Below are 16,988 nucleotides of genomic sequence, written 5' to 3' on the forward strand. Positions count from 1 at the left end.
ATATTAAGCAATAAATAGATATTTATTAAAAGTAAAACAAGTGTTTACTTGTTATTAAAATATTAATAAATTGTTTTGTCACTATTTAAAACTTTGTAAACATTTTATCAGCTAAAATTATCTATGTGTATTTATAAAAGAAATGAAAGATAAAAAGTCAAATAATAGTAAATATGAGTTTATTAAACAAATATTTTAAAAAAAACAACTAATAAGGTTGTTTTTTAATTTCTATTTGATATAATTTCAATGTTTTATAAAAGGAGTAATTAAAATTATGAAAAAATTATTAGCTATATTAGGTGGCTTAACTGTAACGGTTTCACCAACAACTTACATGATTTCATGTGGAAGTAAAAACAAAGAAACAAACAATAGTAATGGTGATGAAGGTGCAACAGATAGTACTCAAAACACCTTAAAATTAATCGAACAATTTAAAAAAGAAGTAAATGACATCATTTCTAAACAATTTAATGATTCTATCAAAAATATGTTTGAACTAGAAGGTGACCAATCATCTAAGAATAGTTTCTTAAAAAACGATATATTGAAAGATGTACAAAAAGGTGAAACTGAAAAGCCCACTTTAACTAATGAGCAAAAAATCAGTTTAACTAAAGATTTAGAGTCTAAAATAAATATTGAAAACATCAAAAGTGAACTTAATCGTTTAAAAACAAATTCAGAATATGATATTCTATTAAAAGATCTAGATAATGTATACAAGGAAACTTCAATAGATTGAGATACTTTGAGAATCAAATACAACACAGACAGTATTACCATTTCAAATGTAATATTCAATTTTTCAATAGTTACAAATTATAAAAGTATTGACTTATCTACTGAAACTTATGATACGAAATTAAAATTTGTGTATTCTCAGTCAAATAATAAAAAAATTATCGAATGAGGTCAAAGTGCGTATGACGAAATCAAAAATACTTACTTGTTCAATAGTGAAAAAAGTGTCATTAACTCAGATTCAATGGAGAAAGATGACAAAAATAAAATATTCTCTGACAACTCTGATAAATATGCAAAATATATTAATGATGTAAATAAAGGTATTGCCGCTGATGTTATTGGAAAACTAAAGCCAATAGATGATAATCAAGCTGTTAAAGTTGAATTTTCTGCTAATGAAGATATATTTAAAAGCATAAAATGAGATGCATCTTTAAAAATGAAAGATCAAGAAAACGGAGTTTGAATACCTGATGATAGTGAAATCTTTAATTATTTGTTTAAAAATGAATCTAACAAAGTGGAACAAAAATTAAACGATTCTTCTGTTGAAGTTGAAAAATCTATTTATGAGAGAGTTAATAAAAATTACAAAAGCATGATCGATTCTTATAAAAAGGATGTTGAAAATGTATTAAAAGCAGCGAACAAGAGTACCGAACTTGAAAATATAAAAATTACAAGTTCTTCTAAACTTGGTTATATGACTTTAAAAGGTTTAACACTAAAAATCAGTAATTATACTCATGAATTACCAGATCTTGATTTATTAACTGCTTTTAGTGTTGATGGAAAAGAAAATTTATTTGATTCAGAAAAATTAAATATGGATTCTTCAAAAAATCTAGCAGCAATATACTACAATGTTATGCAAGGTGTTGAAAGTTTCCATAAAGTTTATGGAATTCAAAAACCAACTGATAGCAACACTTTATCTGCATTCACTGGTAAAACAGAAGGAATGAATGTTTCATTGTGAGATAAGTTCCAAGAAATAAACAACGGTAGGGATATGAATTACTACTCAAGACACGGAAATTGAATTTCTGATTACATTAATCTTTCATCATCAGCTCTTGCTGAATATAGAACTTTGTTACTAAAAAATGGTGAACAAAAAGACTTTAAGTTTTCTATTCAAGATCCTGGTTATAACAAAAGTGAGAGAGGTATTTTTGCCCTTAATGATAAAGGGATAGTTATAAAAGAATTTACTAATGGTTTGAGATATTCACCTGTAAAATTAGAATTTGAGTTAGATTTTGTAAAAATTAAATTTAGTATCGGAATTCTATTTAATAGACCTGCAACTGTATTTGAAAAAAAATAATATCTTTAAAAAACATATCTTGATTATAAAAGATATGTTTTTTTGTTCTTGTAACTCCTATATGTATAATTAAAGTAAAAAAATTACACACAGTATCATAATTATTAATTAACAACTTGCATCAGATAATCTTGAATATTAATATATAAAATATTTATATTGAATTAAATTTATCACAAAATATTAATTAGAATAGGTTATTTAAATACAACGAAGTTTTTTTTGTGTATTATATTTATAAAGAAAAAAGTATTAAGGAAATAAAAAAATGGAATCAAATAAATTATTAAAAGACTTTAAAGGAAGATTATTAAATTCAAATAAAAGGACCTCTGTAATTTATGATAAATTTAGAAGAGGAAGTACAAGTATAAATTTAAAAGTTTTAGAACAGCATGGTTTACTCAGGCGTGGAAAAGGAGATAAGGTTCCTATAACATTAAAACAAGCGTTAGATTATGGAGAGTTTTTTATATCTTTCATAGATATTTCTATTTCGGACACAAGAAATTACTTCTCAGAAATTAATTTAATTTTAAAAAAATACAAAGAAAGTCTAGAAGAAACAAATTTACACACATTGTATATGGGTAAATTTTATATTGAAGGCTCATTAATTCCCAATATAGAGACAGATTATTTTAGATGCCCATTAATTTTACAATCAATTTCAATAGAATCTATATCACCTAAGGTATTTAAGGTTTCGTTAAATGAAAACAAAATAATTAATAACCCCATTTTCAACTTAATGTCTGCTTCCAACAGGAAGCCTTATGAATTTAAAGATTTAGAAGAAGAAAAACTAGAGGATTATCAAAGCTTAAAATTATATTTGAAAAATCTATTACTAAATGCTGGATACGGTATTAAAAATACAGAACTTTATGAAAAAGCCTTTTCAAATGAGTACTCAACTTATGAATCATTATCTTCAAAAAAAGAAGAAGCTCTTAGATTTTTCAATGAAAATTCTGATCACGAAACATATGTTAACGCTTTAAATATTTGTAGTATGGGTATATATAATATAGCAAGTAGTACTATTTTATCAGCATACAACATTATAGAAGAGAGAAATGATGGTTTTATAGATACCTTATTTAGTAATTCAACAGATACAATTGGTATAGATATTTTAGAACCAAAGGAAACAGAAATAAAAACAATATCAATACTAGATAATTCTCAAAAAAGTGCGGTTTTGAACTCTTTAAAAGAGTCAAGTTATATATTTGGTCCCCCAGGAACTGGTAAATCACAAACCATTGTTAATATAATTGCAAATATAATTTATAAACACAAAACAGCTTGTTTTGTAACAGAGAAACGTGTTGCATCTGATGTAGTGTTTCAAAAATTAACTCAATTGAATCATTTTGTTTTAATGGTACACAATAACCAGAAAAAAATTGACATATATAATAAAGTTGCAAATTTTATGAAAATATTCGAAGATTATAAAAATGATAGGGATGCTATAAAAAGCAAACTTGAAGAGTATAAATTTGACAAAGTATCTAAGGATATGGAGAATATATTTTCTAAATTATCTGACTATAAAATTATTATGAAAACAGAAGAAGGAAAATTATATCAAAAGTTCTCCAAGTTAGTTAAAGATTCAAATCTAGAAACTATAACTTTAAGTACTGATTTGTATCAACATATCGAAGCCATGAGTGAACTACTATTTCATAAACAAGACTTAGTCATTGTTTTTAAAGAATTAATCAAGTTATTCAATCTAAAATATTTGGACAATAAACATATAGATCTTATGTTTGATAACTCTAATTATCTAGATATATTATTATTTAATATAATTATATTAAATAAGCCAATGAAATTTAAACTTGGATTATTTAAAAGAAAAAAATTTATGGCTTTTACTGATAGTAAATTATTTGTAACTATTAAAGATATCATAAGAAACTTGATACAAAGGCACAAGATTGATGATATATTTAAAATCAATTATTTATTTAAATTTTTGTTTAAAAATGGTATTGACATTGAAAATATAACTAAAGATATATTGATGAGTTCATGATGCCAAAAGTTTTACTTAGATAATAAAAATAAAATAGATTTTATTTCAACAAATTGAGCAAGTGATTTAAAAAAACTACAAAATTTAAAAGTTAAGCAAGACATTAATCATATTTATTTCAATCATCTTGAATATGTTTACTCTTTCATTAGCGATGAAACAAAGACCTTTCAAAATAGTAAAGGAGAATTAATTACATTTAACTATGCTTACAAAGAACTTATAAAGCATATGAACAGAGTGAAAAAAAGCATATCAACGAAATCTCTTTTTGGAGTACATAGAAAACTTTTAAGACTATTCTTTCCAATATTTATTGGGTCTCCCGAAACTATATCGGATCACAAAATGCTACTACTGTCAAAAGATAGCTTTAATTATGCAATTTTTGATGAAGCATCGCAGATATTTACAGAAAAATGTATTCCAACACTTTATAGAGCAAATAAATATATAATTGCAGGAGATGAAAAACAACTTGGACCATCAAATTGATTCAGCATTTCTAATGAAAGAATTTATGAATTAGAAGAAGAAGTTGAGGAATTATCTATGAGTTCAAGTAAAATTGATTTTGATAGTGTTTTAGAATACGAAAGTTTAATTGATTTAGCAAAGGCAAAATTTAGGGAGAATAAACTTTTGTTCCATTATAGAAGTAATCACAAAGAGTTGATAAGTTTTTCAAATTCAAGATATTATGATAATCAATTGATAATTGGAGATTATAACAGTGAAATTATGAAACCTTTTGATGTAGTTGAAGTTGATGGAATTAGAGAAAATAATATAGTAAAGAAAGAAGCTGAAAAAACTATAGAGTATTTAATTAAATACATCCAAAGTCCAAGGTATTCTACAAAAACATTTGGTATTATAACCTCAAATGCTCATCAACAAAAATATATAGCGGATTTATTGGATAAAGAAGCTTCTAAGGATGTTGACCTATATAATAGATTAAATTTACTACCACCAAGCGAAAGAATATTTATCAAAAATATTGAAAATGTTCAAGGAGATGAAAGAGATATCATAATTCTAGCTTTAGGTTTTGCTCCTGACTTCACAGGCAATTATCGTCAATTATACGGACCTTTATCAATTAAAGGTGGTGAAAGACGTTTAAATGTCGCAATTACTAGGTCTAAAGAAAAAATGATCATAATCAAATCTATCAAATCAGATATCATTCGTTCAGAAAAGACAGGGGTTATAGACTTGAAAGATTTTTTGAAGTATGTAGAACTATTGGACCAACCTATTGTTGATGAACAAGCTGTTAATTCTTTATTAAATAAAGAAGTTTTAAATAATGAAATGATCTCTTCTATGATTCAGAACACTAGTTTTGATTCTGAATTTGAATCAGAAGTTTATGATGAAGTTAAAAAACTTTTACCTACAAGTGACTTTAGTTTGTTAACACAAGTACCTGCATCAGGGTTCAAAATTGACCTTGCAATTTTCGATAAAGTAAATAATAAATTTGTACTTGCAATCGAGTGTGATGGTTATACATATCATAGCAAAGCATTTGATAGACAAAGAGATTATGAGAGACAAATTTACTTAGAAAGCAGGGGTTGGAGATTTGAAAGAATCTTATCAACGCATTGATGATGCAATAATGTTGATATGAAAAAACGCTTTTTGAATACAATAAAAACACATATTGATACATATATAGAAATAGGTGATTATTAATGCCGAATGATATTTTAATAATAATTATAGTTGGCGTAGTTATAATCCTTGCTTTTATAACAACAACCATAATTATTACGTTTAGAATAAATACTAAAACAGAAAGATCAATATTAGCAAGTCGGACACTTAGCAGGGGCCATTATAATAATAAATATGATACTGATTTTATGATTAATCTTGTAAAAGAATACGGGAGACGCTATTTAGTTTCTAAGAACTTAATATCTTATGAGTTTAATGATAAATCATCATATTTTAAAATGTTAGAAAATATAAAAGAGACAATACTAACGGTTTCTGGAACTATTAGAGTAGCTGCAAAAGATTTTAAAAAAGACATAGTGGATAAAGTTTTTTATATCATTGATGAGTTCATTGAAGTTGATAGACATAAACCTAAAGATAATAAGTGTTTTTATAAGTTCGAAGTATTAGAAGCTGAAAAACAAAGTTCTTGGGATTCTGATTCATCTTCAAGAGAAGAATTTATCAAAAAAAATAATAAACATGTTGCAAATGATGATTATCATAACTGATAATTTATCTTTTTTCTGTAAAACCATTTAATAAATGGTTTTTTATTTTATTGAAAATAATATTCATCATTTGTTGATTTTTTAATATAAAAGTCCAACTTAAAAATATTTCTTTCATTTTGATTGTTAAATATAAGTCCTATAAATCCTACCTTTAAAGATAATGTAACTAACTTATAAGTTGTTAAACTTTTTACTTTGTCTTTCAAAAGTTGTTTTTTTTTTTTTTTTTTGTTACTATGAAAAAGGAAATCATGAAAGGAAACATAAGTATGAAAAAGTTATTAAACATTTTAGCAACAATTTCTTTAGCAACAATTCCCTCATTAACAACTTTATCTTGCAGCACAAAAAATACTGCAAATAAACCAGTTAACCCAATAGAGGATAAAGATTATTTAAAAACAATCGAAGAATTCAAAAGAGAAGTTAATTCAATGGTGTCTAGCGAATTAATGAAAGCTAATGAAAAACTAATTGAACTTACAAAAGATGAAAATAGAAATAAATTTTTGAATAAATCAAATATTACAACTTTTGCAGGTAAAGAAAATACATTAAATAAAGAAAATAAGAATAGTTTATTAGTAGACTTAAATAATAAATTATTTATCCAAGATATAAAAAGTAAACTTAACACTATCAAGAATGATACAAAGTACAACATTATTTTAGATGGTGTTGATAATTTATTTGATAAATTAGAAATAAGTTGGAATACTTTGAACATAACTTACAAAAATTATGATAGAGATACAAGCACATCGGAAAATAAGGAAAAGGGGTTTGCATCAAATGTTAAACTTAATTTCGCTTTAGTTATTAATTACAAAGATAAAGAGGGTGTTTTAGAGGAACATAAAATTGATGGTTCGTTTATTTATTCGCTAACTAATGATGAAGCTATAAAATATTTTGGTGAAACTACAATAAAAGAATTAAAAAATAAGTACTTCATTGAATCTAATAAAACAAAGAAAAATTCATTATTAGATGCATCAGCTTTGGGGTTAGATTCTAAAAAAGATAAATTTTTCAATAAGGATTCTCTTGTTGCAAGTTATTTCAATAATGAGTCTTTTAAAAATAATTTGCTGTCATTTATCAAAAATGATCTAAGCTCAACAAAAAAAAATGAATTTATTCAAAGACTTGACCTATCGTTTGCTTCTAACATAGATACTTTCTCAAAAATTGATTATCTTGTAAAATTACAAAATAAATCACCTAAATCCTATGCATGAAAAGATGAAAAAGATAATGGTAAAGACATATATGATTTCATTTTTAAAAAAGAGTATGTAGAACCTAAATCAGATTCTTCAAATAATAATGATAATAAAATACCTACTTTATATAAATATTTGTCTGGTGAAACAACTTCTATGTTAAAAAAATATAAGGAGGATTTGCAAACATTTATAAACAATTTAGATTATTTTGATCAAGCTGAAAAAGAGAAACTTTTGACAAAAGATTTATCTTGCACATCTAAATTAGGATATGTCAACTTAAAAGGTCTACAATTTAAAATTGGTAATGATTATTCTCAAGAACTACCTGAGTTTAGAATTTTAACAGGATATGCAGTTGATCTTGATGATAAAAACTGAGATGATACTCGATTCGCTTCAATAGATACATCAAAAACTTTGTCATCTGTATACTATAATACATTGAATGGTATTGAGTCATTTCATAAAATCTTTGGAATTAAAAGTCCCAAAAATGAAAGAGCAATGTCAGCATTTACAGGTTCTACACCTGGAATAATAACTAATTTATGAGATTTATTTAGTGCACAAGATAATCAGTATAGAATGGAATTAAATAAATCATTGTCATTAAAACTACCTAAACAAAAAGAATATTTGGATAAATTATTATCGGAAGGAAATCAATCAACTTTTAATTGACAATTTTTAAGAGAGGCATTTGATGTTGTAATTTTTATCAATAATAGCGGGTTGTTCATTCACCAAATTTATAGTAATGGTGAAAAAGCTGTTGACATTAACTTCAGTTTAGATTTTCTAAATATTAATTTTACAATTGATGGTATTTGAGCATATACCACTGGATTAACAATAATAGAAAAATAATTCGTGAAAAAGCTTTAATTACATTTTAAAAAACTACTTTTCTTTACATTAAAATAAAAAGTAGTTTTTTATTTTTTATTACAAATTGATTAATTGGCACAATACCTAAAATTTCTTAGGTATTTAAAATATTTCCAAAGTCTTTTAAGACATCTTGCAAGATGTCTTAAAATTTTCATATTATTCAGCCTAATAAAAGATTGATAAAGATAGAAAAGTCAAATACGAAGATGTTAGTTCGATGGTTATTTATAAGCAAAAAAAACTAAAAAATAATTAAATTTAAAATACATAGAAGATTTCTATAAAAAAAACATAACCTCAAAAGTAAATGAATATAATTCTCTATGTATACATTATGTTAAAAAAACATAAATTATACAAGGAGAATTTTTTATATGGCTAATTTAAAAGGAAACAAATCAAACATCCTAAATTTTGAGACTAAAAAAGAGTTGATTATCAAGCATTTTGATAAAAATTTATCTTATAAAGACCTATCAAAAATGTACAATATTTCATATTCAACAGTTAGAAGAATGTGTGTAGATTGAGAAGTTTTTGGTGATGAGTCGCTTACTTCAAAAACTGGAAAACACAATAAGCACAACGGAAAGATTAGAATAAATTCAAAAGATCCAAAAGATAAGAAAATTGCAGAACTTAATAAAAAATTAAAATGATTAGAAATGGAGAATGAGGTTTTTAAAAAAAGTTCAATGAACTGATGGAGGATTCAAAAAAAAATTATAACGTATTACAAAACTAAAGATAAATATAATAGCAAATACACGGTTCTTTCTTTATGTAAATTATTTAATGTCACAAGAGCAAGTTATTATCGATGATGTTGTAAAATAAACCGGATTATGAAACAAAAATAGATATGGACTTAGCATTTAAAATAAAGAATATATTTATAATAAACAATGGAATTTATGGTGCACCCAGAGTAAAAATAATTTTAAATAATCAAGGCATAGTAGTAAGTCAATCTAAAGTTGCTAGAATAATGAAATTATTCAATTTATATTCAGTTATAAGAATAAAAAAGATGTATAAAAAACCAAAAGAAGTCAAAAAAATAACTTATGGTCCTAATCATGTTAATAGAAATTGATCTTTGTATTTAAAAAATGAGCTTTGAGTTACAGATATTACATATATACCTTTCAATAAAAAATTTGCATATTTAAGTGTTTTGAAAGACGCAAACACTGGATTCATAGTAGGTCATGAGGTATCTTTAAAAAATGACATAGATATTTACAGAAAAACACTTGAGAAAGCTTCGCTTCATAGACAAGATCTATCTAAGAAACTTATTATCCATTCTGATAACGGAAATCAATATACATCTATATTTGCAAAGCGTTATGCTAAAAAAAATAATATTATAATATCATTATCTAGACCAGGTAATTCTATTGATAATGGGATGTGTGAAACCTTTTTTCATCATTAAAAGAAGAGTGAAAAATAAAACTAAAGCAGGATGAGTTTCTCAAGTTGAAATTAGCAATCGACAATTATATAGAGTTTTACAATTATGAAAGAATAATGATTAAACACAATAGCCCTCCAGCGTATGCTTATTTAGATTTCAAATTATGAAAAAAAATACTTCAAACTTGGTTGAAGTATTTTTATAAAAAACATTTTGTATACTTTAAAGGGTCACCCCAAACTACACAAAAATTATGTATATAATTTTTATAAGAGGGTTCTTTTTTATGGCTAAAACAAAACTATTTAATGCAGATGAAAAAATGAAAATAGTAAATGAATTTTTATCATCTGACATAAGTGAAAAAAAATAGCAGAAAAATATAATATTAAACAACCATGTACTATTTATCAATGACAGAATAGGTATATAACTAGTGGGATCTCTAGTTTATTTGATCAAAAAAGAGGCAGAAAATCCAGTATTGATAAACAAAAAAACTTCGAAAACATAAAACAAGATTTAAATTTTTTAAGAAAAAAGATGCAAAATAAAAAGAAAGAAAATAGAGAGTTAATTAATAAGGTCGAAATTATGGAAAAGTTCACAGCATCTCTGGTAAAGTAGAATTTTTTGCTTTAAGACTAATGGAAAAAATATGTTTAGATATATCAGAATTTAAGTTTAATAACTCTAAATCATATATGTTTGCATATATTGATGTTTATTCTAGATTACCTTTAAAAACTTATTTTTCAAGTAATCAAACTACAAAAGAATTAATAAAATCGCTATATATATTAAAAAATAACTACAATATATGTAATTCAATTATCCATACAGATAGAGGAGCCCAATTTAGAAGTATTAGTATGATGGATTTTTGTAAAGCAAATAAAATACAACAAAGTATGACGGATGGTTATGCTTAATGACAAAACGCAATAGTAGAAACTTTTTTTAATATTATTAAACAAAATTATTTTAAAGGATACAAATTTTTAAACAAAACAGAATTTCTATCTTGAATGGAAAATTGTATCTGAAGTTATTCAAACAATAGAATAATAATTAAATTAAAAATCACTCCTATAGAAATGTACAAGAGTAATTTGTTAAAATAATTGTAGTTTGGGGTTACCCTTTACTTGACAAAATATATTTATATTTTTATATTTGTGTATTTAGTTTTCTTTTTACTTAGTTGACTTTTAAAACTTACCCAAAAAATATTTATTAATTAAAAAAAATTAAAAAATTATATGATAATATTAAAGAATTTATAAATAGTGTGAGGAAAATAAAATGAAAAGTATTAATTTTAAAATATTTAATTTCAATTTTAAGAAATTAATAAAGAATAGAATTTTAATAATATTAACAGTTGTTTATTTATCTATTTCAGCGTTACTTGAAATAATATCTTTTTACAATTATTTTGATATCACAAACAAGTATTTTGATAAAATTGACTATTATTTTGATTGTTTTTTCTTTTTAAAAATAATTTTTGATGTAATTTTACTTTCAATCATTGTTATTTATATTATAACATTGCTTTTTTATGGAGATAAAAAAGAAGGTAAAATAGATTTGGAAATAAAAGGTGGAATTAGTGTATTTCAAAGTTTTTTTTCAAGATTTATTATATTTTTTGTTACATGCATTGTAATACTTATATTTAATTTAATAGTCCAAAGCTTATTAACGCTTTCTATAAGTAACTATTTTATAGAGGCAAAATTAAAAGTTTTAAGTTTTTTTGCCTATAAGTTTTTATTAATAATTATTGTTTCTGCTTTAGCATTTATATTATTAATGTTAATTAAAGCAAAAATATCACTTACTTTAATTTCTATATTAGCTTCTTTAATATCTGTTTCTCAGGCAGTTGGAGGAATTAAATATAGCGAAATTAATGAACTATATCGTTATCAGGCAAATACATTTATGTATGAAAAACAAACTTCTTTTATAAATAAATTTAAAAATGATGATATATTTACTGATATATTTGAAAGTTTCAAAAAAGCATATAATTACACAAGTCCAGATTTCATTCAATATCAATATGGAAATTATGATTATATTCTAGAAAAATATAAACAAGAGGCAATTGATACTTTTGGAACTAACTATATTGATTTCATAGTTTATTTAAATAAGTTGTTTGATGAAAATTATACTAAATTTACTAACTATAATTTAAATGGGTTTAAAATGGAAGACACTCTTACTTACAACTTCAGACCCATTGTTCTTAATTTTAACTATTTAATGAAAAATAATAATAGAATTTACAACATATTAAATAAAGTTATTAGTTTATCAAATGAAAGTAAATACAAAAATATATTAAATGCTCTTAAAGATATTTCAAATAATTATTTTGAATTTATAATGACCTATAAAGGGAATGTTTCATATCCTGCCAATAGTTTTATAGATTATAGCATCAACCAGGGTTATTTTAAAAACACACTTATAAATTATAAAACACCAGATCAATTTGACCTATATTATTTTATTTCCTCAATGTTTTTTGAAATAACTTATTGAAATAACTATTATGAAGTAAATTACAAAAAAGGTATAGATTTAAAGTTAACACCAAGTGAAGAGCTACTAAATAAAATAAAATTAATTACACATATCAACCCATTTAATCAACTATCACAACTTTCATATGGTAATTATTTTCGAGAAAACTATAAATATTATCATGATAAATTTTCAATTACTTCACCAAATAATTTATTTGAAAGTCCAACCACACCTTTACAATATAAATATTTTATTGATACTTCTAATGAGGAAGGACCAGTAAAACTTGAAAATTTAGAAGAACAAACCATTGAGTTTGTAAATTATATTTACTTGTACTTTATGTACTTTATATCAATGATTATTTTGTGGTATATTGGTTATCTAAAATATAAAAAAACTATTAAATTATAACTAAATAAAATTAGCAAAAAGGAAGCTAAGTAGACCAGTATAAATTACTGGTTTTTTGATAGAAAGCAAATAATGCCCAAAATTTATGATAAGAATATAAAAACTGAGGCCGTAAAAAGGTACAAAAACGGTGAAAATATAGACAAAATAGCTAATGATTTAAATATTAAAGCAGGATCGCAATTAATAAGAATCTGATATAAGTCCTCAAAATCTTGTTATTCTTATAGTATATATAAGGATTGCAACGAGGTTAAATTGATGAGTCAAAAGTTAAAAAAAAGATTTTATTTCTAAGGAACTTAAAAAAAATAAGGAAAATAAAATACTTAAGGACCGAATAAAATAATTAGAAAAAAACTTAAAGTTTGAGATAGAAGAAAAAATGTTAGCAATAGCGAGTAAAGAAATATTGGAAAAGTCCATTCCTTCTTGCACGGCAACAATATTGATGAATTTATTGAAAATGAGCAAGAAGGAAAAGATAATGATAATGGCAACAAAAGCTTATAAATATTATGCATGCTCTCAAATGTATTATTTAGTTGCTAATTATGGTATGGGAACCAATAGGTTAATAAATTATTTTAAAGTTCATAAAAATATATATTCGAAATTTAAAACAAGATTAAAATTAGAAAATCCTATTTTGTTATACAAATTCAAGCTAAAGATTCCAACTATTAATAGCTTTGAAAATGAAAGATTTGAAAATGCAGTAGACTTAGTAAAAGATTTTAAAGAAGCAAATAATGATGTACAAACAGGTTCTCTTTTAATAAGGAAATGAATTTTTGTTAATAAGAATAAAAGAGTCTCTGAAAAAATGATTAACCTAATCAAAAGAGAAAAACCTGAGGTATTTAAAAACTCATTTAATAGGGACAATTACAAAAAAACAAGTTATTTCAATGAATCTAAAAAACATAACTCTTATGTTAGAAATAATTTGATTGAAATGAATTTTAATACTCCTAATGTAGTTGGAGTTGATGGTACAAATCTAAAAATAGAATTAAATAATTTTTATTATAAAACAAAATTAAATTGCATGATATCTTATGACTGTGATTTAAAAACTATTGTTGCATATAACTTTGATAAAAACGAGAATTCAAACAGCTCGTTAAAGGTTTTTAAAAGAATAAATGAGTATTCAGTAAACACTAAATCAAACAAAGTAATACAATCTAACAAAGGTTTAGCTTTCTCATGTGAAAAAATATTTGAATATATAAATAAGAATAATAATATAGTGCATTCTATGTCTAAAAGAGGTTTTAAACATTACGCCTCAACCGAAAGTTTAAATAGATGAGTAAAAGAAAAGTTTTTTAAAACTTATGGGTGTGAATTTAAAAATATACAAAATTTTTATGATACTTTTAGAAAATTTGTTTATAACTTTAATAAACTACAATTTTTGAAATATAATATATTTGATCAAAAAAAACTAACATTCATAAAATAATTGGTCTACTCAGGTTACACGATGCTAACCTGAGCACAATAAATACTTTTATAATTTTTTTAGTATATATAAAAGATAAAAAAAATAATAAACATGTTGCAAATGACGACTATCATAACTGATAATTTACCTTTTTTCTGTAAAACCATTTGATTAATGGTTTTTTATTTAATGAAAATGATATTCAACATTTGTTAGTTTTTTAATATAAAAGTCCAACTTAAAAATATTTTTTTTATTTTGCTTGTTAAATATAAGTCCTATAAAACCTACCTTTAAAGATAATGTAACTAACTTATAAGTTGTTAAACTTTTTACTTTGTCTTTCAAAAGTTGTTTTTTTTTTTTTTTTTTTTGTTACTATGACAAAGGAAATTATGAAAGGAAACATAAGTATGAAAAAGTTATTAAACATTTTAGCAACAATTTCTTTAGCAACAATTCCCTCATTAACAATTTTATCTTGCAGCACAAAAAATACTGCAAATAATCCAAATGAATCTGTTGATGTTAATGATTATTTAAAAATAATTGAAGAATTCAAAAAAGAAGTTAATACTATAGTAACAAATGAATTAATGAAAGCAAATGAGAAACTTATTGAGCTTACAAAAGATGAAAAAAGTAATAAATTTTTAAATCAGTCTAATATAACAAAATTTTCAAATAAAGAAAGTACCTTAGATGAAGAAGATAAGAAAAATCTTTTACTAGATATAAATAATAAATTATTTATTCAAAATATAAAAACTAAACTAAACGAAATTAAAAAAGACACAAAGTACAATATAATTTTGGACGGTGTTGACAATATATTTGATAAGCTTGATATAAATTGAGATTCACTTAAAATTAGTCATACAAATTATGATAAAAGCGAAAATGTTTCTAATGATAAAAAAGAAGGATTTACTTCTAATGTTAAACTTAATCTATCATTAATTACAAATTATAAAGATAAAGAAGGAATTACAGAAGAACACAAAATAGATAGCTCTTTTATTTATTCATTAACTAATGATGAAGCTATAAAATATTTTGGTGAAACCACAATAAAAGAACTTAAAAATAAATATTTCATTGATTCTGATAAGAATAATAAAAACTCGTTATTAGATGCTGTTTCACTAGGTTTAGATACTAAAAATGATAAGTTCTTTAATAATGAAAAAGTCGTTTCTAATTATTTCAATAATGATAATTTTAAAAGCAGCTTGTTAAACTTTATTAAAACAAGTTTAAAGTCATCAGAAAATAATGAGTTTATCAAAAAATTAAACATATCATTTTCTTCAAGTATTGATACTTTCTCTAAAGTAGATTACACAGTTAAATTGCAAAATAAATCTCCAAAAGAATATGCATGAAAAGATGAAAAAACTAATGGGAAAGATATATTTGACTTTATTTTTAAAAGTGAGTATGCAGAACCTAACATAAGTCCAACCAAAGATGAAACTTTGTATAAGTATTTATCAGAGGAAACCACATCAATGCTAAAGAACTATAGAAAAGATTTGGAAACATTCATTAATGATTTAGATTATTTTGATAAAGATGAAAAAGAAAAACTACAAAGCAAGGATTTATCAGCTACTTCTAAGTTAGGTTATGTTTATTTAAAAGGATTACAATTTAAAATTGGAAGTAATTATATTCAAGAATTACCTGAATTTAAAATTTTAACAGGTTATGCAATTGATATAGATGATAAAAATTGAGAAGGTGAGAATTATAAGACAATTGAAAATTCAAAAACATTATCTTCTGTCTATTACAATGCTATGAACGGAATTCAAGCATTTCATAATGTTTTTGGTATAACAACACCAAAAAATGAAAGAGCTATGTCTGCATTTACTGGTAAAACTGCTGGAATGAAGGATAATCTATGAGATTACATAAAACCTAGTTGAGCCCAAACAAAAGAAGACATAAGTAAATCTTTATCTTTAGATTTCCCAAATCAACATGAGTATTTAACAAAACTTAAATATAATGGAAATCAATCAACTTATAATTGAAAATTTATTAAAAGGGTTTTTAATATATCATTTGCAGTCAAAGATACAGGTCTAGTAAATAATATCATTTACTATCAAGGTGAAAAATCTGTCGAAATGAATTTCGCTCTAGATTTTGTTAATATTAACTTTGTTGTTGATGGGATTTGAAGAATCTCTGACAAAGATTTAACTGTTATCGAGCGAGCCTCTGAATAATCTATTTAATAATTTTAATAAGAGAAGGTTGAATTAGTAACATTTTTAATATTAATTATATAATATGTCTATAAAATGCCTAAATAAAAGTTGAGGCATTTTTTTTATTGTAAATTTATGGAAATTAACATTATCAATATTATAGTTTTTATAAATAAGTGAAATATGACAATTTGTTCTATTTTCTTGTACACATTCTTTTTATGTAATACGATCAAATTAAGTTTAATTTAAATAAGAAAATGCTTAAGTATTTCATGATGGTTAAAATTTTATCTATAAATAGGTTATTATTCTTAAACATTATTAGAAGTTTATAAGCTATGGATTTTAATTTTCTTTAAGATTAATTATATTACTTGACAAAGTATGCTTACAAAATACCTAAAACTTGTTTAATCTCTTTTGC

General features: G+C 23.8%; 11 protein-coding genes. All 11 read left to right on the forward strand.

Annotation, left to right across the window (positions count from 1 at the left end; translation table 4 throughout):
• Positions 1-277 precede the first annotated feature (277 nt).
• The 11 genes from SAPIS_RS02450 to SAPIS_RS02505 all read left to right on the forward strand — a co-directional run bounded on the left by SAPIS_RS02450 (position 278) and on the right by SAPIS_RS02505 (position 16,579).
• A complete protein-coding gene (locus SAPIS_RS02450) occupies positions 278-2,080 on the forward strand; it encodes a lipoprotein (protein ID WP_023789285.1) in 1,803 nt (600 codons plus the stop codon).
• A 268-nt stretch (positions 2,081-2,348) separates the two neighbouring features.
• Positions 2,349-5,840, forward strand: coding sequence for an AAA domain-containing protein (locus tag SAPIS_RS02455; protein ID WP_023789287.1), 3,492 nt, complete (start codon positions 2,349-2,351; stop codon positions 5,838-5,840).
• Positions 5,840-6,382, forward strand: a complete 543-nt coding sequence (locus tag SAPIS_RS02460; RefSeq protein ID WP_023789289.1) for a hypothetical protein — start codon at positions 5,840-5,842, stop codon at positions 6,380-6,382. The genes SAPIS_RS02455 and SAPIS_RS02460 overlap by 1 nt, the downstream gene beginning before the upstream one ends.
• A gap of 269 nt (positions 6,383-6,651) precedes the next feature.
• Positions 6,652-8,481 carry a hypothetical protein gene (locus SAPIS_RS02465; RefSeq protein WP_023789291.1) on the forward strand — a complete coding sequence of 610 codons (1,830 nt, stop codon included), beginning with the start codon at positions 6,652-6,654 and terminating at the stop codon, positions 8,479-8,481.
• A 398-nt stretch (positions 8,482-8,879) separates the two neighbouring features.
• Positions 8,880-9,365: a helix-turn-helix domain-containing protein gene (locus tag SAPIS_RS02470; protein ID WP_023789293.1), complete on the forward strand. Its 486-nt coding sequence runs from the start codon at positions 8,880-8,882 to the stop codon at positions 9,363-9,365.
• 2 nt (positions 9,366-9,367) lie between these two features.
• Entirely contained in the window at positions 9,368-9,946 is a 579-nt protein-coding gene (locus SAPIS_RS02475) for an IS3 family transposase (RefSeq protein ID WP_023789295.1), read from the forward strand.
• The gene (locus SAPIS_RS05600; RefSeq protein ID WP_041612588.1) at positions 9,922-10,191 is read left to right on the forward strand and encodes an IS3 family transposase; all 270 of its coding nucleotides are present in this window, start codon (positions 9,922-9,924) and stop codon (positions 10,189-10,191) included. Before SAPIS_RS02475 ends, SAPIS_RS05600 begins: the two co-directional genes overlap by 25 nt.
• Before the next feature lie 384 nt (positions 10,192-10,575).
• Positions 10,576-10,860: an integrase catalytic domain-containing protein gene (locus SAPIS_RS02485; RefSeq protein WP_023789297.1), complete on the forward strand. Its 285-nt coding sequence runs from the start codon at positions 10,576-10,578 to the stop codon at positions 10,858-10,860.
• A gap of 373 nt (positions 10,861-11,233) precedes the next feature.
• Entirely contained in the window at positions 11,234-12,886 is a 1,653-nt protein-coding gene (locus tag SAPIS_RS02490; protein ID WP_023789299.1) for a hypothetical protein, read from the forward strand.
• 385 nt (positions 12,887-13,271) lie between these two features.
• Positions 13,272-14,357, forward strand: a complete 1,086-nt coding sequence (locus tag SAPIS_RS02500; protein WP_041612590.1) for a hypothetical protein — start codon at positions 13,272-13,274, stop codon at positions 14,355-14,357.
• A 395-nt stretch (positions 14,358-14,752) separates the two neighbouring features.
• Positions 14,753-16,579 (forward strand): hypothetical protein, encoded by a 1,827-nt coding sequence (locus tag SAPIS_RS02505; protein ID WP_041612592.1) that lies wholly within the window; start codon positions 14,753-14,755, stop codon positions 16,577-16,579.
• Positions 16,580-16,988 lie beyond the last annotated feature (409 nt).

This window comes from Spiroplasma apis B31 (genome assembly GCF_000500935.1).
Lineage (GTDB): Bacteria > Bacillota_I > Bacilli_A > Mycoplasmatales > Mycoplasmataceae > Spiroplasma_A > Spiroplasma_A apis.